This is a genomic window from Mucilaginibacter sp. 22184 (assembly GCF_052045695.1).
Lineage (GTDB): Bacteria > Bacteroidota > Bacteroidia > Sphingobacteriales > Sphingobacteriaceae > Mucilaginibacter.
On record NZ_JBQEPI010000010.1, the window covers coordinates 41,317 to 64,951 of the forward strand.

The following is a 23,635-nucleotide window of genomic DNA, read 5'->3' on the forward strand; positions in this document are numbered from 1 at the left end:
CCGCCTCATAAGTAGGGGATTGTCATGCTACACTGAATGACATGTCTTTGCTTGTTGCTTATCCGAATTTACTTATTTATCTATTCTTCCGAAGGCTCGATTGCCTGATAGTCAAATTCGTTTTTAATACTTCTTTGATATAGCTCCTACTTGGCCCAATCACTTGTTTTAAGAAAATATCAGCTGCGGCCACGCCAATTTTAAATGCTGGTTGGGCAACAGTTGTTAAGGGAGGATCTATAACCGTAGCAGTAGGATCATCGTTAAAACCAACAACCGCGATATCGTGAGGTATCTTGATACTCTTTTGCTTTAAGGTAAGCATTACCCCTATAGCCACCGGATCGCAGACTGCGAATATGGCATCGACGGAAACCTGATCGGTGAGTAACTTTTCTGTAGTGGTTATTCCCTGGGTTCTTTCAAAACCACATTCGTATATTAGTTCATCATTTACGGGGATGTGGTGCTTTCGTAGTGCATCTTTGTACCCCTGCAATCTGTTTTGTGCCAGTGCGATATTCAATGGCCCGGTAAAGTGGGCTATTCTTTTACAGCCCTGCTCAATCAGGTGTTCAACTATTTTAAAGGCGCCTTCATAATCATCAACCGATACGCTGTTGCTTTGAATGCCTGTAGGCAGCCTGTCAAAAAAGATCAAAGGGATGTTCTTATCCAGGAATTGCTGAAAGTGATCCATATTGACGGTTTCTTTTGAAACGGACACGATCAGTCCATCTACCTTCGCCGATAACAATGTTTTGGATACGATCACTTCTCTTTCGTACAACTCGTGCGACTGGCAAATGATCACCTTATACCCGGCTTTATAGGCCACATCCTCAATTCCGGCAATAACCGTCGAAAAAAAGTAATGGGATAGGATGGGGACAATCACCCCAATGGTTTTGGTGGATTTCTTAAATAAGCTGGCAGCAATAGCGTTGGGTTGATAATGGTATTTTTTGGCCAGTTCATGCACGGCTTTCGTAGTTTCGGCGCCAATAGAATGATGATTCTGGAGCGCCCGGGATACGGTGCTTTTAGAAACATTTAATTCATTGGCTATATCAATTAAAGTAATTTCTTTATTTAATTTATAACGATCCTCTATACTCATGCCTGCATTGTACGTATGTTGCGGAAAAGCATCTAATTTATCATTTATTCCCGCTATAAATAATCTTTCAGGTACACAATAAATTACAATAAAAATTCTTTTGTGAATTAATTTTATATATTTACACAACCGGTTGCGTAAATATATTATAAACCATCTATAAACTAAAGAAGAATGAGAAAAATTCAACTAATGGCAACTGCCTTAGGGGCTGGTTGCATGCTATTGCTATCGCAATGTACCAAAGATGTAAAGACCAATCCAGTAAGTAATGGAGGCAATGCTACGCAAAGTAACGGGAAACTGAGCACTATGTCGCTGTTATTTAATGGGGATGCCTCCCTTGGTTCAAGCAATGTGTGGAAGGATGTAAACATCGAAGGTTCGGGCGCGATGACAACCGTGAATGACGAGACTAATACACTTTGCTGGCAATTCACCAAACCGGAGGGCAGTCACCGCACCGAGGGTCACGGCGCCAAAAACTACCAGGCACAAATAGGCTCCGAGTTTTACATCGGGTGGACAGACAAACTATATATGCCTACCACATTAAAAACGGATGCCGTATTCCAGTGGAAATCATACCCTACCAGTAATACAGCCAACCATCCATTAATGCTGCGCACCAATAACGGCAACCTGGAGCTACAATACTTTGATATCAATCATGTGGCCAGTGTGCCATGGTCAATCCCACTTTCGGTGAGCACCTGGCAATCTTTTGTTTTACGTATCAAATTATCAGATAATGCCACCGATGGCTATATTGAATTGTGGTATAATGGGGTGAAACAAACATTTACCAATAATAGTCAGCGATACTATTGCCGTACTTTTGACAGCGATTACTGCGACCCGAAATGGGGCGTATATGGCGGTGATGCTTCACAGGCCACTCATATTGTTAAAAAGATACGTATCGGTACGAGTTATGCAGATGTAGCTCAATAGATCAAAAAGAAGCCCCGGTTTACCGGGGCTTCTTTTTGATCTCCGTCCGTACGTCATTGCGAGCGTAGCGTGGCAATCCCCGATTAGTAGAGCCGCTCTGTAAGTTGGGGATTGCCACGCTACGCTCGCAATGACGTTATAAAATATTTTATTGTTCAATTGCACGCACACATTTTATTGCCATATTTGTTATCAAACTGATTTTAACAAATTATCCATTAATAAAGGTGCACATGCAAGAATTAGACCCCTCCGTACTACAAAAAGTAAATACATGGCTTCAAGGCAGCTACGATGCTGATGTTAAACAACAGATACAAAAATTACTGGATGATAAGGCATATACAGAATTAACAGACTCGTTTTACAAAGACCTGGAATTTGGAACAGGTGGTCTTCGCGGCATCATGGGCCCGGGCTCAAACCGCGTTAATAAGTACACCATTGGTACCGCTACTCAAGGTTTAGCCAACTATCTTAAAAAGACTTACCCCGGCGAAAAAATTAAAGTAGCCATCGCGCATGACAGTCGTAACAATGCCGATCTTCTGGCATCTACAACGGCCGAGGTTTTTTCGGCAAATGGAATCCACGTATATTATTTTGAAGCGCTGCGCCCAACGCCAGAGCTATCCTTTGCAGTACGTCACCTGGGTTGCAAAAGTGGGGTAATGCTTACCGCATCGCACAATCCAAAAGAATATAATGGTTATAAAGCCTACGGCGATGACGGCGGCCAACTGGTTGCCCCGCATGATAAAGCTGTAATGGACGAAGTAGCAGCTATAAAAAGTATTGATGAGGTTAAATTTAACCGTGTTGAAGAAAATATAGAAACGATAGGTAAAGACATAGACGACTTATACCTGGCCGAAATTGTTAAGCTTTCTGTATCGCCAGAGGCGATTAAAAGGCAGAAAGATCTTAAGATCGTGTACTCGCCCATTCACGGAACAGGTATCACCTTAACACCCAAAGCTCTTGAGCTTTTTGGGTTTGAGAATGTGATACTGGTTGATGAACAAACCACGCCCGATGGTAATTTTCCAACGGTAGTATATCCAAACCCCGAAGAAAAAGAAGCATTAACGCTGGCTCTGAAAAAGGCACGGGAAACCGATGCCGACCTGGTATTGGCCACTGATCCGGATGCCGACCGTGTAGGTATCGCCGTAAAAAATGATCAGAACGAATTTATACTGCTTAACGGTAATCAAACCGGTAGCTTGCTCATCAATTACCTGTTGACCGCATGGCAGGATAAAGGCAAACTTACCGGTAAGGAGTACATCGTTAAAACGATTGTAACCTCCAACCTCATCGAGGCGATAGCCAAAGCCAAAAACGTTACCTATTATAATACGCTTACCGGCTTTAAATATATTGGCGAGCTGATGACCCAACTGCAGGGCAAGCAAACCTTCATTGGTGGCGGCGAAGAAAGCTACGGCTACCTGGTAGGTGAGCTGGTACGCGATAAGGATGCTATTGTATCCAGCGCGTTTATTGCCGAAATGACTGCTTATTATAAAGATAAGGGCAGTAGCTTGTTTGAGGCGCTTATTGATACGTATGTACAGTATGGTTTCTATAAAGAAAAGCTGATCTCGATCACCAAAAAAGGTAAAACTGGTGCCGAAGAGATCGTGGCGATGATGGATAAATTCAGGAATAACCCGCCGGCTACCTTGGGGGGCTCAAAGGTGATCACGCTGAAAGATTACGAAAAAGGAATCGAAACCGATTTGAACAATAATACCACCAAAGCACTGGAATTGCCAAAATCAGATGTGCTACAGTTCATCACCGAAGACGGAAGCATCATCTCTGCCCGTCCTTCAGGCACCGAGCCTAAGATCAAATTCTATTGCAGCGTAAACGGCAAGCTGGCCAGCAAAGCCGCTTATCATGAAACGGATCATCAATTGGAAGCAAAGATTGATACCATTATGAAGGACTTGGGAGTTTAAGTACTCTTTGAATAAAGTATATCCAAACAACAAGAGGCGCCTTAGGCGCCTTTTGTTGTTTAATAAATACACGCGTCATTGCGAGCGCAGCGTGGCAATCCCCAATAAGCAGAGCCGCTCTGTAAGTAGGGGATTGCCACGCTGCGCTCGCAATGACGTGGTGGCGAAATACCCCCTTGCTAAAACCTTTTAAAATAAAATCCCAATGTCTTTCGGATAATCAAAGGCTTTTATATTTTTACAGTTACCATTAAAAAATCTTTATGCTCACCAGAAGACATTTTATCAAACTGAACGGCGTGGCCGCCGCGGGTATTACCCTGGGTGTTACACCGTCATTATTTGCCAGCACTTTGCCTGCTTTTGAAAGTAAACGACCTAAACTGGCCGATCGTAAATTTACCAGTAAGGCGGTTGAGGCCATTATTCAAAAGGTGAAAAAAGATATTAAAGATCCGGAACTGGCCTGGCTGTTTGAAAACTGCTATCCCAATACTCTGGATACTACGGTAAACTATTCCGAAGCCGGTGGCAAGCCTGATACATTTGTGATTACCGGCGATATTAACGCCATGTGGATGCGCGATTCATCCGCTCAGGTTTGGCCGTATCTGCCACTCATCAAAAATGATCCGGCGCTGCAAAAGCTGATATTGGGTGTATTGAGCCGTCAGGCTAAGTGTGTGCAGATAGACCCTTATGCCAATGCCTTTAACCAGGGCCCAACCGGCAGCGAGTGGGATACCGACAATACCGATATGAAACCCGAACTGCATGAGCGCAAATGGGAGATCGATTCGCTTTGCTATCCTGTAAGGCTGGCTTATAACTACTGGAAGATCAGCGGCGACAGCAGCTTTTTTGATGAAAGCTGGCAAAAAGCAGGTAAGATCATCCTGAAAACTTTTAAGGAGCAGCAGCGTAAAGAGAGTAAAGGTCCTTATCATTTTCAACGGAAAACCGAAGTAGCCAGTGATACCGCGCCCAACAGGGGCTACGGTAACCCGGTTAAGCCTGTAGGATTGATCTGTTCTATCTTCCGTCCTTCAGATGATGCCACCATTTATCCATTCCTGATCCCGTCAAATTATTTCGCGGTTACCAGCTTAAATCAAATGGCCGAAATGTATGCCACTATTGGTAATGATAGCGGAACATCCTCTGCTTGCCGTGCCTTGGCCACCGAAGTGGAGGCTGCGCTTAAAAAGTACGCGGTGGCCCAACACCCGGAGTATGGCAAAATATTAGCTTTTGAGGTTGATGGCTACGGTAACCAGTTATTTATGGACGACTCCAACGTGCCCAGTTTGCTGGCATTGCCTTACCTCGATTCATTGCCAGTTAACGATCTGTTGTACCAGAACACCCGGAAATTTGTGCTGAGCGAAAATAACCCTTACTTTTTTAAAGGCAAGGTAGCCGAAGGTATTGGTGGCCCGCACGTAGGCATTGGTTATATATGGCCTATGGCTATTATTATGCGGGGCTTAACGTCTACACATAAAGACGAGATCACCGAATGCCTACGATTATTAAAGACCACTCATGCCGGTACCGGCTTTATGCATGAGTCGTTCAATAAAGATAATGCCGATGATTTTACCCGTAAATGGTTTGCCTGGGCCAATACCTTATTTGGCGAATTGATCATCAAAACACATCAACATTATCCGGATATATTGCAGAAAATCATTTAATACGATTTTTAATATATGGATGGTATTAAAATACGAGTTTTGTTAACTAAAATCATATAAAATATTATTATTTAAAGTTATTTTGTATTTAATATGTTTTATTAATAAAATATTATAGAATATATTTTATTAATGTTTGTTTTTAATATAATATATAGCTGCTTAAATATTCATTAAGCCTTTAAAATGTGGAAAAAAACCACTTTTAAGGCAGTATTTTTCTGCCTTAAAAATTTTTAATTAAAAAAAAACATTATAGATTAGCTTTAGTTAAAACAATAAACCTCAATAATTTTAAAAGGAGTAATTAAATGAAAAAATTTACTGAAGTAAAAGAGCTTGTAGCTTCATTGGAGGCCGACGCCGACAAATTCTACAACAAAGGAAACAGCGCTGCCGGAACACGTGTTCGTAAAGGTATGCAAGATCTTAAAAACCTGGCACAGGCTATCCGTCTGGAAGTACAGGAAGCTAAAAATAAAGAAGCTAAGTAAGGTTTTTCTTATTCCAATAAAAAACCCGGTTATCCAATAACCGGGTTTTTTTATTCAACATATTTTATTTTAGGAAAGCCTGGCTGTTTCCAGTTTAATAGCATCAGCTGTTTTGCTGCTTACCGGTACAAGTGGTAATCTTAAAGTTTCACCACAAACCCCTAAATGTTTCAGCGCGTTTTTGGCACCGGCGGGGTTACCTTCCACAAACATAAGCCGGGTAAACTCAACCAGGCTGGCATTTATTTTTTGCGCGGCTTTGTAATCATTATTCAGCAATAGGCCTATCATGGCTGATAATGGTTTTGGCAAGGCGTTACCAATAACAGATATCACGCCCACAGCTCCCATCGCCATCATCGGCAGGGTAACCGGATCATCGCCCGATATTACTAAAAACTCTTCCGGCTTATCGCGCATCAACTGGTTAAACAGATCGAAATTGCCCGATGCTTCTTTAATACCAATGATATTTTTAAAATCGCGGGCCAGGCGCACGGTTGTTTCCGCAGCAATGGTGCTGCCGGTGCGGCTGGGTACGTTATATAAAATTACCGGTAGTGGTGCTGCCTGCGCTATGGCTTTATAGTGCTGGTATATACCCTCCTGGGTAGGTTTGTTATAATGCGGGCTTGATGATAGTATGGCATCGTAGCCAGTAACATTAAACTCTTTGATCTGCTCCACTACCTCATGAGTATTATTGCCACCTATACCGGCAACCAAATTTACGCGCTTCTTGACAACCTCCGCGGTAAATGCCCAAACCTGCTTTCGCTCGGCGGCATTCAATGTGGCACTTTCGCCGGTTGTACCTAATGATACCAGGTATTGCACCCCGCCATCAATCAAATGTTCAATAAGGTTTCTCAAACCCTCGTAGTCAACTTGACCATCCGCCTGAAAAGGGGTCACCATGGCTACCCCTGTTCCGTAAAATATATTCATGAGTAAAATTAAAGGACGCTAATATAGTGATTAGTGGTGAGTAGTGAGTAGTGATTGGTGAGTTTTGAGTAATGAAAAATATGCCTACGTGATTTAAACCATGTTTTTACACATTTTATCTATTCAGATTGTCATCTCGAACGAACGAAGACAACCGACCAGAGGGAGCTCATTAATACCAAAAAACAAACACATCATTAATAATCTCATTTAAGTTTGTCATCCTGAGCGTAGCGAAGGATCTATTCTTCGCGTTGTATAGCGTATACCCGCTCTTGGCCGCGGGAGGGCCAGTTACTTTGTAGCCACAAAGTAACCAAAAGGCTTTCACCAGAAATGCTTCTTTGCCGCACTTGGCCTTTGCCCTGCAAATCAGACAGAACCAGGGCTGCAATTATTTTGCGCTACTGCGTTCGCACACTCTTGCGCTTCAGCAAAAACTTGCTGTGCCCCGCAGCCGCACAGTCTACCATTGTTCTGCCCGCTTTCGCCCGAAGCTGTTCTGCTGACAGGAAAAGAAAAAATGATAAAAATAAAAGCCTGGTAAAACCGGGCCTTTATTTTTTCTCACACTCACACTCACTAAAAAGAAACCCCCAGTCTTACTGCCGAATTGGTATTGCTGCCGCTGTTGAATGATTTGCCGTACATCAGCCTGATATTTAAATATTGCAGACCGAAACCCAGTTCGGTATAATTTTTAAGGGTAGGGGTGTACAGATAATTTACGTCGACAATTTCTTGCAGCTTTAACTTGCGGATGATCGGTATCTTATTGGTGATAAAACCCATGAAATTGTGTTCCAGGTGACCTTCGGCATATTTATCAGGTGTGCTGAAATTATAATAATCCAGCAGCAGGAACCGGTTGATGCCCGGGGTATAGACTAATAACTGGTTGCCGTCAAAGTGTTTATAATCGGGGAAGTATAATTTATTGGCGTTCAGAAATTTGCCCGCGCCTATAAAAAAGGAGGTTTTGCCGTAAAAGCCCATATCGATGTTTGATTTGGATATATCGGCACTCAGCAGGGCATAATCTACATCAGATCCCAGTACGTTTTTTATCCCCTTGGTATAATTTATCCCGATGGTAGGATATTTTGATGGCAGGTACCTGCGACCTGATGGGTAAGTTTCATACTGATCGCTAAAATTATAGCTGGTACGCAAAGCTATTTTGAACGATTGGTTCTCCGGGAACAAGGGACTATCCTGCGCCGGGCTTAACGGGTTATTGGAGGTAAACTGGTGATTTTGCGGACTAAAAAAGCTGTAGGTAGTGCTGTTAGTCAGTGATTTACGGTTGGCCCATTCTACCGTTGCGCTGGCCAGCCATCCACCCACAACACGACCGGAAAAGGAAGCCGATGCAAATTGTTTTTGATAAAGCTTCTGGTAGTTTTGCCGCTCAAACAAGGTATACAAAGAGTTAACCAGGGTAGAAACCGGTTGCTGGTTGTTGAGGTCGGTAATGTCAGATCCGCCGCGGATGCCTAATGTGAATCGTTGGCCTATGGGTATAGCCGCGCCTGCGGTACCGTTGAGTAAATGATTGGAAAAGCCGTAACGCACATGCCCGTCCAGCGCAAGCGAACGGTGATTAAGCGTATCGATCACTTTGGTGTAGGATAAGCCGTAGTTGATAGCAAAACCTTCTACGGTATTGTAAAGCGCCGAACCCAATAATCCATCATAATGGAAAGTTTCTTTTTTATAACGGTTGCGTACATCAACACCGGTAACCAATACACCCAGGGGTTTTACCTCATTATTGGCTTTATCCAACGAATCGAGATATTGTTTCGACTCGCGTTTGCGGGCGAGTTTGCCCTTGTTGATATAGTCGATTTGTTCTTCACCGGTGAGTGGGATGGGGCGCTGCTGGTTCCAATAGGTCGAATCTTTGTTGGTGCCTTTATCAATGTGCAAAACCTCGGCAAAGTTGGTTTTCGCAAAATTTGGTTCCAGATCATAATTCTTATATATCGAAATATAATATCCGCCCACACGGAAACCCAACAAGCCGCCGGTGAATTCAAACTTAACACTGGCAGGCATCCATGCGGTATTATTAACGGGATAAAATTGCTGGTTCACCTTAAGGGTATCAACCAGATTGATATTGGCCTTTTTGGTGATGAACAACTGCAGGGCCGATAATCGCCAGCTATCATCCAGTATATAAATGTAGCCTTCAAAACAAGGGTCATGCGCGCGCTTGGGGGTTACCTGTATTTTATTGATGGTTTCGCCGTTCTCAACAGTGAGGCCCATCCATTTATAGTTATAATAGAACAGGGCATTGTCGGCAATAGGCGATACCAGCGGGCGGTTGCTCAGGCCGTCCCAGGTTTCGAAATTCTCATAAAAATTAACCGCCATATCTGATGCCCGGTTAAAACTGAATGCCCTGTTTTGGCCCGATACTTTGGAGGATACCTGCACTTCATGTACCTTGTTGGGGCGTACAAAACTGTATTTTGATTCGGATTCGGACAGATAAACAATCCCCGTACGGTTGGAGTCGAGACCAGCCTCGTTGGTGGCTTTTTGTACATCAAAGCCCAGGAACTTTTTGGGTGCGGCTAATAGCTTTTGCAGGCCTTTGATATAAATATCACAAGTGTAGGCTTTAACCTCGTTTAAATAAGTTTTGCGTTTTTTGATGGCCTTGCGGATAATAGCATAGGCAGGATCTTCGCTGCCGGCATGAATGGCTACCGATTTAAGCTGGTAAGTTTCGGTTGGGAGCGAGATGTTGATCACCTGGTTAGCAGTAAGGTTTACCTTGCGACTTTGCTGTCCATAGCCAACCGCTTTGTATTGTAGTTCGTAATTGCCTGCGCTTAGTTGCAGCTGATACACGCCCTCGCTATTGGCCGAGGTGCCTTTAGAAGTATTTTTGATATAAATGGATGCGAAAGGAACTGGTTTGTTTTGCTCATCGGTTATTTTACCACTGATGGTAAGTTGCTGGGCAAATACAGGAATCCCCGATATAAAAAGCAAGATAGATAGTAATGTAAATTTCATGTAGTAAGGTAGTTTGTACTAAGATGAAGCTTAATTACTAAATGTTACAACACAGTTTTGTTAAATAATGTGAAATCTAAAAAATAAAAATAATACGGAGGTTCCGATAGGGAATGATTGATCAGGATGCCTTTTGTGGATTTTTTGTATTGCCCAGGGGAGGATACGTTTTATTTTTCAGGTTCCAGTCTTCAATATTTACCAGGCCAAGTTTGGTTTTATAGTGGGTTTTGTCATTTGGGCAACGAACGGTAAATGCTCCTTTTATTTGTTCAATAATTGGTCTGGCACCGCAGTCTTTGCAGGGTTCGCAAAAAATATTTTCCTGTATAGGAATGATGGCTCCCATGATGACTGGCTCTTATTGGTAATGGTTAATGAAATTACGAAAAAAATATATAATCAGCGTTTATTATGTTGAATAAAAGCTAATTATATACCAATCTTATTTTATAAACCAATAACTATGGGTAAAGTTTTAACAAAATTAGCCTATCATAGCCAATAATTCATCATCGCTGATGATGGGGATATTTAGCTTTTGCGCTTTCTCCAGTTTGGCTGGCCCCATATTGTCGCCGGCAACCACATAGCTGAGTTTGGACGATATGCTGCTCAGAATTTTACCGCCATTCTGCTCTATCATATCCTTCAGTTCATCGCGGGAGAATTTTTCAAACACACCTGATATGATGAAGCTTTGCCCGCTCAGTTTTTCGCTGGCCAGTTTTACTTCTTTTATCTCCACTACAAATTGCAGTCCCAGGGCTTTTAATTTTTCAATTTCTTCCCGGTGTTTTTCATCTGCAAAATAGTCAATAATGCTTTGGGCTATGCGCTCGCCAATTTCATCGGCGGTTACCAGCTCTTCCGTGGTAGCAGCCATTAGTCCGTCGATAGATTTAAAGTGGATGGCCAGTTTTTTGGCAACCGTTTCGCCAATATAGCGGATACCGAGGCCAAACAGCACTTTTTCAAAAGGCATTTGTTTGGATTTTTCGATACCATCCAGCATGTTGGTGATGGATTTATCGCCAAAGCGATCCATCTTTTTTAGCTCATCGGCATGCTCATGCAGCTTATAAATATCGCTGATATGACTAATAAACCCGCGTGAATACAGGGTTTCTATGGTCTCATCGCCCAAGCCGTCAATATCCATAGCTTTACGGCCGATAAAATGCTGCATTTTACCCACAATTTGCGGTGGACAGCCCTCATCATTTGGGCAATAAAAAGCGGCCTCGCCTTCCTTGCGCTCCAATGGGGTATCACAGGCAGGGCAGGTAGTACGATATACTACAGGCACAGCATTCTGCGCCCTTTTCTCGGGGTTTACGCTGATAATCTTCGGGATGATCTCGCCGCCTTTTTCCACAAAAACGGTATCGCCTTCGTGCAGATCCAGTCGGATAATCTCGTTGGCATTGTGCAAAGTGGCCCGTTTAACTGTGGTACCGGCCAGCAATACCGGTTTTAAATTAGCCACCGGTGTAACCGCACCCGTGCGGCCAACCTGATAGCTTACGCTCAACAGTTCGGTTTCTACTCGCTCGGCTTTAAATTTATAGGCTATGGCCCAGCGCGGCGATTTGGCTGTAAAGCCAAGCTCCTGCTGCTGCGAATAGTTATTTACCTTGATCACAATACCGTCGATATCATAGCTCAGGCCAAAGCGGTCCTTATCCCATTTGGTTATAAACTCAAACACCTCATCAATATTACCGCAAAGGCGACTATGCTCATTGGTATGGAACCCCCAGCTTTTAACTGCCTGCAGGCTTTCCCAGTGGGTTTGAAATACAAGTTTTTCTGTATACAGGAAATATAGGAAACAATCCAGCGGGCGTTTAGCAACCTCGGCCGAATCCTGCATTTTAATGGTGCCAGATGCAAAGTTACGTGGATTGGCATACGCAACTTCGCCGCTCTCCAAACGTTCATTATTGAGGCGCTCAAAGGCTTTACGGTGCATAAAAACTTCGCCGCGTATGTCAAAGTAGCTTGGGTAGTCGGTACCCTCATGCAGGCGTTTGGGTATGGTATTAATGGTGCGCACGTTAGTGGTTACCTCGTCGCCCTGTACACCGTCGCCACGGGTTACGGCGCGCGTCAGCTTACCATCCTCATAAGTTAAACTCATGGACAGGCCATCAAACTTCAGCTCGCATACATACTCAAAATTATCGCCAATAGCCTTGCGGATGCGCTGATCAAAATCAAGCAGTTCCTGTTCGTTATAAGTGTTGCCTAATGATAGCATGGGCCAGCGGTGACGGTAGGTCACAAACTCTTTAGTAATGTCGCCACCAACTTTTTGCGTGGGTGAATCCGGATCTGCAAATTCCGGGAACTCCTTTTCCAGCTTGTTCAGCTGTTCTAATTTTTTATCAAAATCAAAATCGGCAATGGTAGGCATGGCCAGCACATAGTAGTTGTAGTTGTGCTGTTTTAACTCGGTTGTTAAGGCCTTGATCTGGTTTTTGGCTTCCGCTGGTGACATAGATGCGAAGTTAAGAAATTACTTTATTCCATAGTTTACAAACTATAAACTCCATAGTGAAATTCAAATTAGTACGGGGTAGACTCACCCCCGACAATATTCCTTCTTCGCCTGTGGCGGAAAGGGGGATTTTTGTCATCCTGAGGAACGAAGGATCTATTCTACAATTGAAAAGTTCAATAATAGATGCTTCACTGCGTTCAGCATGACAAACCTGTTTTTTTCCACCCTCTTTCCTCCGCAGGCGAAGAAGGGCTGTCCAGCAAAGCGCAGATAAGGTGAGCCGACTTAAACGCTGTTTTCAACCCATACAAAATGAATAAAAAGTTCAATTATTGCTTAATGTTAAATGTTTAATTTCGTTTTGCGCAATAATTGCGACTTGTTTAATTATTATTTAACTTAAACCAAAGCACCAATGAAACAAATTAGACTACTGCTCCTGGCGGTTTTCCTGATGCCTTTCCTGGCACAGGCCCAGGTAGCCAAAAAACATCCCGCACAGCAAGCCAAAGTCCCTGCAAAAAATGCCAAAGTAAGGGGCATCAGTTATGATGATTTTGTAAAATCAGTATCAGACTTTGCTGACAGTACCAAGAAGCCCTTAGCCGACACCGCCTGGATGCTTTGGAAACAAGAAAAGTGGGCCAAACTCGAACAGTTTTTTACCGCTAACAGTCTCAATGGCGGCTGGCCGCCAAACCGCGGCGCGGTCGATCTGAAAGTTATAACCTTGCCTGCCGGGATACTCATTGACCGCTACGGAGGCTACTTTGATGCCGACAGCGTGTTCCAGGATCGTGGTACATTTGTATCCAGAACAGGCGTACCTTTTCCGAAGCGCGCTTTACCAGATAAAACACTAAATTCGCCTTACCGGGTTTATAAAATTATAAAACCTATACCTAATGTAAGGCGGGGTGTAATTATACCATGGTTCGGTAAACCGGGTTTAGGTGTTCAGTTCGAGACACCATATATCATTAATGATCTTAAAAAAGAAGGATACATCAAGGAGCAAAAAACTAAATAACACAAGCCATGATCACAAAATATGAAAAGATAGGATCACTGATCTTTGACGGAGCCGAGCAGGATGTTGTGTCCCGTTCCTTCCAACCGGATGCCGAAACAGACCTTGGCGACGCCATTGCATTTGATGATGCTGTTAAACATGATTTTGAGGATCTGCGCAGCGTTATCGGCGATGATGATTTTGAATCGATCATCAAAACCGGTGATTTTACACCCGATGGTGGCTTTTTACACCAATACCGGGGCAGCGATAACCTGAAGCTGTATTATTTCAAAAGAGGTAAAACCGTAGTTGTTTTTGCCTACGGCGAGTTTCAGCCAACGCGCTATAAGCTGTACCTGGAAGGGGTGTGGGTGATTAAGTAAAACCTGACCTGCGAACCTCAGGGTCTCCAGAAAGGGAGCCTGAGGGTATGGGAGGAAAAAAGGGTCTGTCACCTTGAGCTTGTCGAAGGCGCGCGCGCAGAGGCCAGCCCTCCATGCTTCGACGGAGCTCAGCATGACAGCCATTTTATATAAACAAGCCCTTGCAGGATTACCTGCAAGGGCTTGTTTATAGAGCTTAAACCATTACTTATCCGTCGTTACCGATTCATTGACCACGCTCATCGGGAAGCTGACACCGCCCGGTACTTTGGGGTTGTCTTTGATATCCACTGTACCGCTGATCACCTGTTTGCTTTTTGATTCGCTGATCCAGCCAGTAAACTTATCGGCCTTAATATCGGCGGTCATAGTGCCGGTCATGTTATATTTCATGGGCATATCGCCTACCCTTTTAAAATCGTCGGTGGCGTTGGTAGCCAGTTTTCCTTCGCCATGAATTACATAGCTGGTTGGGCTGATATCGGTTAATTGATAAACCGTACTTACCTTGGCCGACATGGCGCTTTCCAGGCTGGTGTTAATGGTCCACTTATCGTTTTTAGCTACCGGTGTTTCGGGAAGAACGGCTATCGCCAGTTCAATGCTGCCTTTGATGGCTTTGGCGCCAAAAGATTGCAGAAACTGGGCCTTAATCTGCTCTTTCTGCGGACCCTGAACCTGCGGAAAACTATCCAGTACCGACGAGATCATGTTCTCCACATTCTCCACCGACTTTACCCGGCCGCTTTTGGTAAATGTCGCGGTAAAAGGTTTGTTGACCAGGCCGGCCAGGATACCCGACATAAAATCGTTCGGATCATTTTTCTTCGAATCATAGTTCACCGGACCGTTGGGGAGCTGCATTTTTAGGGCCAGGCTTTTATAGTTAACCTCCATATAATACAGCGAATCATCGGCATTCAATACTTTGAACGAGGTGGTGCCGCTAATATTGATCTCGATATGGTTATCCATCCCGTTAACGGTTTGCTTAATGGCCGATGTGGTGTTGGTAACCATATTGTAGGTATTGCCTTTCAACAGGTGCAGGGCGAGTTTTATTTTTTGCGCTTGTGATGACAGATTTATGCCAAGGATTAAAAGCAGGCTGAAAAGATATTTCATAGTGTATTTATTGCAGGCTAAAGTTATTACAAAAAATTGCAGCAAAACATAACAATTATTTAAAAGTAATTTCGTTAACTTTATAGTAATCAATGCTCTTTATATTTCATTAGTATATTTTAACAACGGAAAGGGGGTTTTTATGTTACAGCCAATAGCATTTATACCACAACACCAGTTTCATGTGTTGATCGATTTTAAGGACGATGAACGCATTGTAGCCGTTTTACCAAATGAAGCAGGACGATTCCGCGTGGTTGATCAGGGTAAAGTTATTGCAGAGGTTGATCTGGAAAAAAGCAAGCATAATTTGGTTTGCTGCCAGGGCAAGCTGGAAAATAATGTATTAGCCCAGCTGGAGCATCAGATCATACGTTATTACGAAAATCATTACGCATAGTAAAGCATACAAGAATTTGATAGTTCATGGGTGATGGCTTATGGTTCATAGTCCATGAGTTTTTATTATTCATGGGCTATCTCTTTTTTTAGGAGTGTATACCAACATTGGCGGCTCCACTACAACAGTTGTCATCCTGAGCGATAGCGAAGGATCTTCTTCAATATGCACAGCGTACAATAGATGCTTCACTACGTTCAGCATGACAAAAGGGGCAATCAATTCTTACTCGCCGGCGGTTTGGCCAGCATGGCTTCTTTGATAAACTTAACCGGGGCGCTGCCGTAGCTCAGGAATTTTTCGTTAAAGTCTTTCAGTTTATATTTATCGCCCATTTTTATTTTGTAGGCATCGCGCAAGTCAATGATCTCTTTGTAGCCGGTGTAGTAGCTGGTGAGCTGCACGCTGCTCACGCTAACCCTTTTCCATTTACCTTCGGCTTCGGCCTGCTGCTGAAATGCTTCGGCGGTTAGTAATTTGATGGCCTGTTCCCTCGTCATGTCGCTGCTGTGCACGCTGTAATCCAATATGGTGTTACAAACCGAGCGCAGGTGCCACTTATACCACATCAGCCTCATTTCGGGCTCGTTGTTGCCGTAACCGTTATCCAGCATCATTTCCTCGGAGTATACCGCCCAGCCCTCGTTCATGGCGCCATTACCAAATACCGATTTGATGATGCTTGGCGCTTTATTGGCGTAAACACCCTGTACATAATGCCCCGGTACAGCCTCATGGATGCTCAGTATCTGGATGATATACTGGTTGTACTCGCGCAAATAGCTTTCTGCTTTCTCTGGGCTCCAGCCGGCCAGGCTGCCCACGTTGTAATACGAGTTGCCATTTTTATCATACGGGCCGGGGCCGCTCATGGAAGCACCCGCCACACCAGCCATATAACCGGGTTCTTTGCGTATAATGAGTGGCTTGGTAGGATCAAGCGTAAGCAGGTCCTTGGTTTTTACAAAATCTTTTAATTTGGGGATCAACTGCACAATGGCCGACTGAAAATCATTAGGCTTCACGTGTTTGGACGAGAGGGTATCAATCATGGCCCTGATGAGTGTTAACGTATCACCAGGCATCGCTTTGCTTCCAAAGTATTTTGGCCACAGATCGCGACTTATTTTGGCCATCTGGCTGTGCAGGTATTTTTTACGCTGCATGGCCGCGTTATAGGTTTGCTGCCCGTTGCTGGCAGCTACGTTTTCGTATTTAAATTTATCTTCATACAGATCTTTCCCCAGGCGAAAGCTGCGTGGGTGATCGTTTTTTAAAGCCTTGAGCCAATCGGTATAACCTTTGATGGCCTGCACGGCAAGCGCGGCACGATCGGTCATCAGTTTTCTTTCGGCTTTAGGTATATCTGTTTTTTTGAGCGAGTCGGCAAAATCTTTATCGATCACATCAAGCCCGCCCAGGTTTTGTTCAATGGCCAGCGAAGTAAGTTCGGCAACCGGGTTTTTAATTTGTTTCTGCGCCTCTTTGTAATAAGCAGGGACATTGGCCAGCCGCTGATAAAAGTTGCGCATACGCTTTATGAGGGGAGCATAATGCTCATTGAGCATATAGGCGAAGGTACTGATAACGTTATATGACGATGGATCCCACTCGTATGATTTGAGGCGTTCAATTTGCCATTGAGTATAATCCAGCTGGTTTTGCATTATTTTATAATCAATCCGGTTGCTCTCGTTAAGTGTGTTCACCTCAAAACGACTTAGCGAATCGATCTGGAATTTTACAAACTCCAGCATTTTGCTCCGGCTTTGTTCGCTGGGGATGTACAATAAGCTATCGTACTTATGATAGCCTACCGAAGTTGCCCAGTCGGGGTTCAGTTTCCATAAATGCTCCAGGAAGGAGTTTTCATAAGTGGTAAAAGCCGCGTCGTCCTTACCTAACAGGGCGCCGCTGCCGCCACCGCCCATATCTTTTTTACAGCCGGTAAAAGCAACCAGGAAAATAATAACGGCCAAAGCCAGCCTTACGAATATATTTTTTATGATCACGGGATAAAATGATTTAATAATGCACGATAAACTTAAAACATTTAACGCAAATAAATCAAACCGTAGATTAATTTGTTACTTTAACCTTACCCCAACCCTTCTCCGAGGGAGAGGGGCTTTAGAAATATAAAAAAAGAGACATGCAAATCAAAGCCCTCTCCTTTGGAGAGGATTTAGGAGAAGTTATACGATGAATACAACGGACATATTAATAAACGAACTGCTGCACCTGCTGAACGGGGGCAATGCCCATGTCGATCTTGACCGGGCGCTGAAAGGCTTACCGGCAAATTTAAGAGGAGTAAAGCCAGATAAGCTGCCTTACAGTATCTGGCAACTGGTTGAGCATATCCGTATTGCCCAGTGGGATATGCTGGAGTTTAGTAAGGATGGCAGCCATGAGTCGCCCAATTGGCCCGATGATTACTGGCCCAAAGAAACCGCCCCTAAAAGCGATGAGGCCTGGGAAAAATCAATAAAACAGATAGAACTTGACCGGGCAGAATTTATAGATCTGATCAAAACAGGTGATCTGTTCAGCAAAATACCGTATGGCGATGGGCAAACCATTCTGCGCGAAGTTTTACAGGCTGCCGATCATGAGGCTTACCATGTGGCCGAGATTGTCATGATCAGAAGGTTGTTGGGCGCGTGGTGAGCTCTCTAACCCCCCTGAAGGGGGAATTTTATTTAATATCGAACATGGGATGTTGAATATCGAATGATAAAAAAGCTTCGAGTGTTGGAGATTCGAAGTTCGTTGTCTGATACTATTTCTCCATTGCCTGTGTCCTCACAGGCAATTTAAATACAAGCTTCCTGTGAGGACACAGGCAGCGGAGTTAAATTTGAATATCGAACATGAAATGTTGGATATAGAATAATGAGGGTGATACTTCTGTGTTGAATATTCAGAATTCGGTGTTTGATCTTATTAAGATTTTTACTTTTGCCCCAAATTTCGTATATTTATATAAATCGACAGCCCGGTTCTCTGATCAAAGAGAACCGGGCTGTTTGGTTAAAGACAAAATGTGTCAAAAATCGACTGCTTTGTATGTTGTTGTTTGAAAGTTAGCTATTTAATACTTTTTAAAGTTTTTAAAACTTATCAAAACACAGTTGTAATTTGTTAAAAAGTGTTAAAATCGATGATTTTGATAAAATTTTGCCGCTTCTTTCCCTGTTTTTGTGCAGAAATTTGTTAAAAAACGAGGTTTAAAAAGTTTTTGCAACGGTTAATTTTACAGTTTACTTCTGCTTATTTAAAAAGCTGATCAAGGCTTTTACAAATTCGGATTTTAGTGGTAGCTCGGGTTCGTTGTAGGTGGCTATATTTTTATCCCTATCGGCCGGGGCATCTTTCATGATGTGGTTCATGCCCGGGATGATGTCAAGTATGGCATCTGATTTCGCTTTCTTTAATTTTTCGGCATCGGATACGGTCACCTGCAAATCCGTTGTACCCTGAAGAATGAGGATAGGTATTTTTATCTTTTTGATTTCGCGGATAGGGTTATACCTGAACCACGACATCAGGTACTTTTGTATACTTGGCCGGGCGTAGGGATACAGGGATGGATCGATATTGTCGGTTGTTTTGCCTCTTTTCAAACTATCCAGCATGCGGTTAAAACCATCAGATATCAGGGCACCTTTTGATTTCATTTGCTCGGTCATGATCTTATCAGCCGAATCACCGGCGCCAGCTACAGAAATGAACGCTTTGACAGGCTGACCGTTAGCAGCCATCATACCAACCAATGATCCTTCGCTGTGGCCCAGGATAATGATCTTTGAAAAGCGCTGGTCGTCATTCAGCATGTTGATCAGGCCTACGGCATCGTCTACATAATCTTCAAAGCGAAGCTCATTCTCCTTGGTGGAGCTTACGCTTTGGCCAACCAGGCGTTTGTCATAACGCAGGGAAGCAAAGCCATTTTTGCCCAGTTCATTGGCTATCATTTTATAGGCGTTGCTGGCTAAACCCAATTTTGGGCTGTTGCCATCACGATCTGTAGGGCCCGAACCGGCTATGATCAGCACGACAGGTATTTTGTCGGCAGCATTCTTTGGCATAGCTAATGTGCCAGAAATAGAGCCTGAAAAGGTTTTCAAGGTTACCGGAGATTCTGTTACGGATGGATCTGCAGGTAAAGTTGGGGTAGCTACTGCCTGAGCAGCTTCTGTTGCGGGAGCCTGGTAAGGTTTTAAAAGCAAACCGGTAAACTGTGTTTGTGAGTTTACAGAAAGATTCAATAAAAAGGTTCCTTTTTGAAAAGTAGCTTTATAAGAAGCCAATGGGGCTTCATATTTTACAAAATCAGCATCGGTAAGGTTGCCTATCTGTGATCTTAACTGCTGGGTGGTAGTCCTGAACTGTTCTGCAGGTAAAGCCGTTTTCATTTCGGTACTGAACATACTAAATATGCTGTCGGTTTGCCCGGCATTATACAACCGTTTAAACTTATTTAAAGCGATGGCATAATTAGCGGGTGCCGGTTGTGCCGCCGCTATGGTACCGATTGTAAAAAAACAGATGATCAGGATAAAAAGGCTTACTTTCTTCATGTTTATGGTAATCAAAACAGTATGGTGGTCTGTTGGGCCGAAATTAAATAAAAATTGATTGTTTTTAACTTAATTGACTATAGATGTTTATCTAAAAAAGATAACGTTTGCAGGTAACCGCTAAATTAAAAAAATAAAATAGCGGAAACATTTATTATTTAGATATCGTAAAATTATCAATATGTGATTTATATGGTTGAATATATTGTTACTATATTGCAGTACAATATAATATTAGCTTGAAGATTATAGAAAATTTCTACACTACTTATTAATGAAGGTTTTATTTGGGGGCTTATTCTCGGCATTTTTGGTCGGGATGTGTTTTTTTTCTTACGGGCAAACAAAACTTTCAGCAATACAGGGCAAAGTTCTGATGGATACCAACGAGGCAGCTGACGCTGCTACCGTGGTTTTATTAAATGCTGCAGACTCATCGGTAGTGCAGTCGGGTTTGGTGGATGCGGCCGGTAAATATGGTTTTGCTAATATCGCCCAGAATACATACCTCATTTTAGCCACCAGCATAGGCTGTAGTAAAGTTTATTCAAAACCATATAAAGTTTTAGAGGGGCAAAATATAATTGCCGATAATATATTGCTGAAACGGATAAACAATCAGTTACAGGAAGTTAAAATAATAGCCAAAAAGCCTTATATTGAAGTAAAACCTGGGAAAATAGTACTTAACGTGCAGAGCAGCTTAACTGCCGAAGGAAACTCAGCCTATGATATTTTACGGCAATCGCCGGGAGTACATGTTAACAGCAGTAATGAAGCCCTGATCATTAGCGGCAGACAGGCAGCCCTGGTCACCATTGATGGCAAACCAACCAACTTAACCGGCGACGACCTGGTGAACCTATTGCGCAGTATGCAAAGCAGTACCATCGACCAGATAGAAATGATCAGCAGTACGTCGGCAAAATATGACGCGTCGGGCGGAGGAATCATTAATATTATTTCCAAAAAGGGTACCAATATCGGCACCAATGGATCCATTAACCTGGGTGGCGGCTATGGTAAATATTACAAAAGCCGGGCGGGCATTTCCTTTAACAATCGCTCGGCCAAACTTAATATTTTTGGCAATTATACCTTTGATGATAACAAAACCAACAGGTATATTAACACTAACAGGAATATTATTTATAACGATGTTTTAAGTAATTATAACGTTGATTATAATAATATTCAAAAAAACTATAATCATAATTTCAGGCTTGGGGCCGATTATGCTATTTCGTCCAAACAAACTATCGGGGTGCTGGTGAGCGGGGTGGTGCGCGAAGATGATTTTTTGAAAGATAATGATCTGAAGATATCCAATCAAAAGCGGCTCGATTCGGTGATTATTGCCAAATCGAAATTAGACAGGGGGAGCAGCTTTTTAAATTACAATATCAACTATAATGGTACGCTGGATAAAACCGGAAAAAAACTATCAGCTGATGTAAATTATTCAACCTATCGCCGTCACTCCAACGAATATATAACCAATAATTTTTATACCCCGGCCGGTGTAAAATACCGCGATTCGTTACAATTGGAAAATCTTTCCCCTTCTGATATTCATATATGGACAGGGAAGATTGATTATGTGAATCCCCTTTCAAAAACTTCCAGACTGGAGGCTGGTGTGAAATATAATCATGTGCAAAGTAATAACAACATGGTATTTGGCCCCCTGGTAAATAATAGCTACCAACCCGATCCAGACTATACCAATCGTTTTATTTATACCGAGATAGTAAGTGCGGCTTATTTAAATTATATAGGTAAAATAGGGAAGCTGGATATTACTGCCGGCCTGCGGGGCGAAAAAACAAACACCAGAGGCAATTCATCCGGAATTGATAAAAGCAGCGCGGTAAACAATATGAATAGCTATTTTAATCTGTTCCCGCAATTACAATTCAGTTATACGGTAGATAAAAAAAATGTATTAGGCCTGAGTTATAATCGTGGTATTGAGCGGCCTAATTATCAGGATATTAATCCGTTTTTGTATTATACCGACCTGTATGACTATAATTCCGGTAATCCTAACTTAAAACCGGAGTACACCAACTCGATACAACTATCACATACCTATAATGATAAATTTATAACCACCTTGTATTATAATGTAACTAATGATATTTATGACTTCCCGGTATATGAACAAGATGATTCGTCAAAGGTTAATATAGCCATTAAGCGAAACTTTGGCAGGGTATTCGTTTATGGAGCAACATTTTACGCGCCGGTTCAGTTTAATAACTGGTGGAGTGGCAATTTTAGCCTGGATGCGATGTATCAACGTTATAAATCCTATGCTATATACGGTAATTTTAACCGGGGAATGCAGGATGTTATTTTTAATACTACACAAAACTTTACATTAAGCAGCACGGTTACAGCCGAATTATCTGGCATGTATGAATCGCCAACTCTTTACGGAATTAATGAACTTAAACAACAGTATAGGGTAAACGCAGGGCTAGGTAAGCAGATATTGAATAAACGCGGTAATTTAAAACTAAGCGTTATTGATATTTTTAACAGCGACCGGTATCGATATAAGGTACAGTACCAGAATATTGATCTTACGGGTCTCGACAAAAGAGAAACCCGCAGGGTGATGATCAACTTCAGTTATCGTTTTGGTAAAACCTCTGTTAAATCGGCCAGTAAGCATACAACCGGTAGCGATGATGAACAACGGCGCACCAATGGTAATAATTAATTACCTGACGCGTAACTCGGGATATTTGCCTTTGATTTTAGTAACAAAATAATTGCCAAGGGAATCGGCACTGATGAACTTTCGATAGGCTGTAACCGGAAATCCAAAATACTGCCATACGTCGCCGCTATCCCTGAACTCTAATTCCAGTATTTTGCTTGAGGGGTCATAGCCCATGCTGTTAAGTGCCGATGATTCAACTACTTGCCGTTGCATATATGTTATAATATAAGCGGGCTAAAAAAAGTTTTAATTAATTGTTATTTGTACAATATTAACCGGCGTGGCCACTAAGCATGCTCACCATAATAATGAGCAGAACCAGTATGGTAATGCCGATATACAGATAGTCTTTTTCGAGCACGAAGCCTATGGCCGAAAATATTACCCGGATAATAGGAGTGGCGATAAGTAGAATAATACCAGCTTGTATAATAGCTTGCCCCCTGAAGGTAATGATACCGTTTAGTATGCCATGGATATTATGTACAAAATCGGGAATGCCTTTAAATGTGTGGTAATTGGCAATAGCCTGACCGTGCCTGTAAAGATAGATGACACCACCGATGAAAATAATGCTCATAGAAAGCAACACGCCGAGCCGTAATATCCAGCCGATAACAGCCTGCATATCGGTATCTCTAAATGTTTTTTGACTCATTGGTTGCTTGTTCAT

At 42.8% G+C, this 23,635-nt stretch carries 19 protein-coding genes; 9 read left to right on the plus strand and 10 right to left on the minus strand.

Translation table 11 applies throughout. The features are described from left to right. Positions 1-76: 76 nt before the first annotated feature. Positions 77-1,120 (minus strand): LacI family DNA-binding transcriptional regulator, encoded by a 1,044-nt coding sequence (locus ACTJKG_RS21610; RefSeq protein ID WP_440740399.1) that lies wholly within the window; start codon positions 1,118-1,120, stop codon positions 77-79. 174 nt (positions 1,121-1,294) lie between these two features. Here ACTJKG_RS21610 and ACTJKG_RS21615 point away from each other — a divergent pair, with 174 nt between their 5' ends. From ACTJKG_RS21615 to ACTJKG_RS21630, 4 genes are all read left to right on the plus strand, one after another. Continuing rightward, entirely contained in the window at positions 1,295-2,074 is a 780-nt protein-coding gene (locus tag ACTJKG_RS21615) for a heparin lyase I family protein (RefSeq protein WP_172336493.1), read from the plus strand. Between the two features lie 233 nt (positions 2,075-2,307). Beyond that, a complete protein-coding gene (locus tag ACTJKG_RS21620) occupies positions 2,308-4,044 on the plus strand; it encodes a phospho-sugar mutase (protein WP_172336492.1) in 1,737 nt (578 codons plus the stop codon). A gap of 263 nt (positions 4,045-4,307) precedes the next feature. Continuing rightward, the gene (locus ACTJKG_RS21625; protein ID WP_172336491.1) at positions 4,308-5,741 is read left to right on the plus strand and encodes a glycoside hydrolase family 125 protein; all 1,434 of its coding nucleotides are present in this window, start codon (positions 4,308-4,310) and stop codon (positions 5,739-5,741) included. Positions 5,742-6,052: 311 nt separating this feature from the next. Continuing rightward, a complete protein-coding gene (locus ACTJKG_RS21630) occupies positions 6,053-6,235 on the plus strand; it encodes a histone H1 (RefSeq protein WP_172336490.1) in 183 nt (60 codons plus the stop codon). A 69-nt stretch (positions 6,236-6,304) separates the two neighbouring features. Here the strand turns inward: ACTJKG_RS21630 and dapA are convergent, their stop codons facing one another. The 4 genes from dapA to ligA form a co-directional block, all read right to left on the minus strand. After that, positions 6,305-7,183, minus strand: a complete 879-nt coding sequence (gene dapA, locus ACTJKG_RS21635) for a 4-hydroxy-tetrahydrodipicolinate synthase (protein ID WP_172336489.1) — start codon at positions 7,181-7,183, stop codon at positions 6,305-6,307. A gap of 582 nt (positions 7,184-7,765) precedes the next feature. Next, complete coding sequence (locus ACTJKG_RS21640) at positions 7,766-10,219, minus strand: DUF5686 and carboxypeptidase regulatory-like domain-containing protein (RefSeq protein ID WP_172336488.1); 2,454 nt, start codon at positions 10,217-10,219, stop codon at positions 7,766-7,768. 121 nt (positions 10,220-10,340) lie between these two features. After that, the gene (locus ACTJKG_RS21645; protein ID WP_440740400.1) at positions 10,341-10,568 is read right to left on the minus strand and encodes a hypothetical protein; all 228 of its coding nucleotides are present in this window, start codon (positions 10,566-10,568) and stop codon (positions 10,341-10,343) included. A 138-nt stretch (positions 10,569-10,706) separates the two neighbouring features. Continuing rightward, positions 10,707-12,722: an NAD-dependent DNA ligase LigA gene (ligA, locus tag ACTJKG_RS21650; RefSeq protein WP_172336486.1), complete on the minus strand. Its 2,016-nt coding sequence runs from the start codon at positions 12,720-12,722 to the stop codon at positions 10,707-10,709. A 418-nt stretch (positions 12,723-13,140) separates the two neighbouring features. Between ligA and ACTJKG_RS21655 the strand changes: the two genes are divergently transcribed. Together ACTJKG_RS21655 and ACTJKG_RS21660 are read left to right on the plus strand one after the other, a co-directional pair. After that, positions 13,141-13,755 carry a TNT domain-containing protein gene (locus ACTJKG_RS21655; RefSeq protein ID WP_172336485.1) on the plus strand — a complete coding sequence of 205 codons (615 nt, stop codon included), beginning with the start codon at positions 13,141-13,143 and terminating at the stop codon, positions 13,753-13,755. A gap of 8 nt (positions 13,756-13,763) precedes the next feature. Next, positions 13,764-14,123 carry a hypothetical protein gene (locus ACTJKG_RS21660; protein ID WP_172336484.1) on the plus strand — a complete coding sequence of 120 codons (360 nt, stop codon included), beginning with the start codon at positions 13,764-13,766 and terminating at the stop codon, positions 14,121-14,123. A 204-nt stretch (positions 14,124-14,327) separates the two neighbouring features. Here ACTJKG_RS21660 and ACTJKG_RS21665 read toward each other — a convergent pair whose 3' ends face one another. Continuing rightward, positions 14,328-15,248, minus strand: coding sequence for a DUF6263 family protein (locus ACTJKG_RS21665; RefSeq protein WP_440740401.1), 921 nt, complete (start codon positions 15,246-15,248; stop codon positions 14,328-14,330). Between the two features lie 142 nt (positions 15,249-15,390). Between ACTJKG_RS21665 and ACTJKG_RS21670 the strand changes: the two genes are divergently transcribed. Continuing rightward, positions 15,391-15,648 carry a hypothetical protein gene (locus tag ACTJKG_RS21670; protein WP_172336482.1) on the plus strand — a complete coding sequence of 86 codons (258 nt, stop codon included), beginning with the start codon at positions 15,391-15,393 and terminating at the stop codon, positions 15,646-15,648. Between the two features lie 218 nt (positions 15,649-15,866). Here ACTJKG_RS21670 and ACTJKG_RS21675 read toward each other — a convergent pair whose 3' ends face one another. Continuing rightward, positions 15,867-17,660, minus strand: a complete 1,794-nt coding sequence (locus ACTJKG_RS21675) for a DUF885 domain-containing protein (RefSeq protein WP_440740402.1) — start codon at positions 17,658-17,660, stop codon at positions 15,867-15,869. A gap of 190 nt (positions 17,661-17,850) precedes the next feature. Here ACTJKG_RS21675 and ACTJKG_RS21680 point away from each other — a divergent pair, with 190 nt between their 5' ends. Next, positions 17,851-18,318, plus strand: coding sequence for a DinB family protein (locus ACTJKG_RS21680; protein ID WP_440740403.1), 468 nt, complete (start codon positions 17,851-17,853; stop codon positions 18,316-18,318). 593 nt (positions 18,319-18,911) lie between these two features. On the opposite strand, the gene ACTJKG_RS21685 is transcribed toward ACTJKG_RS21680, so the two are convergent. Continuing rightward, entirely contained in the window at positions 18,912-20,231 is a 1,320-nt protein-coding gene (locus tag ACTJKG_RS21685; RefSeq protein ID WP_172336480.1) for a serine aminopeptidase domain-containing protein, read from the minus strand. 376 nt (positions 20,232-20,607) lie between these two features. Between ACTJKG_RS21685 and ACTJKG_RS21690 the strand changes: the two genes are divergently transcribed. Next, positions 20,608-22,959 carry a TonB-dependent receptor domain-containing protein gene (locus ACTJKG_RS21690; protein ID WP_440740404.1) on the plus strand — a complete coding sequence of 784 codons (2,352 nt, stop codon included), beginning with the start codon at positions 20,608-20,610 and terminating at the stop codon, positions 22,957-22,959. Here the strand turns inward: ACTJKG_RS21690 and ACTJKG_RS21695 are convergent, their stop codons facing one another. Together ACTJKG_RS21695 and ACTJKG_RS21700 are read right to left on the minus strand one after the other, a co-directional pair. Further along, positions 22,960-23,175 (minus strand): KTSC domain-containing protein, encoded by a 216-nt coding sequence (locus tag ACTJKG_RS21695; RefSeq protein ID WP_172336478.1) that lies wholly within the window; start codon positions 23,173-23,175, stop codon positions 22,960-22,962. A 58-nt stretch (positions 23,176-23,233) separates the two neighbouring features. Continuing rightward, positions 23,234-23,635, minus strand: a complete 402-nt coding sequence (locus ACTJKG_RS21700; protein ID WP_440740405.1) for a DUF1634 domain-containing protein — start codon at positions 23,633-23,635, stop codon at positions 23,234-23,236.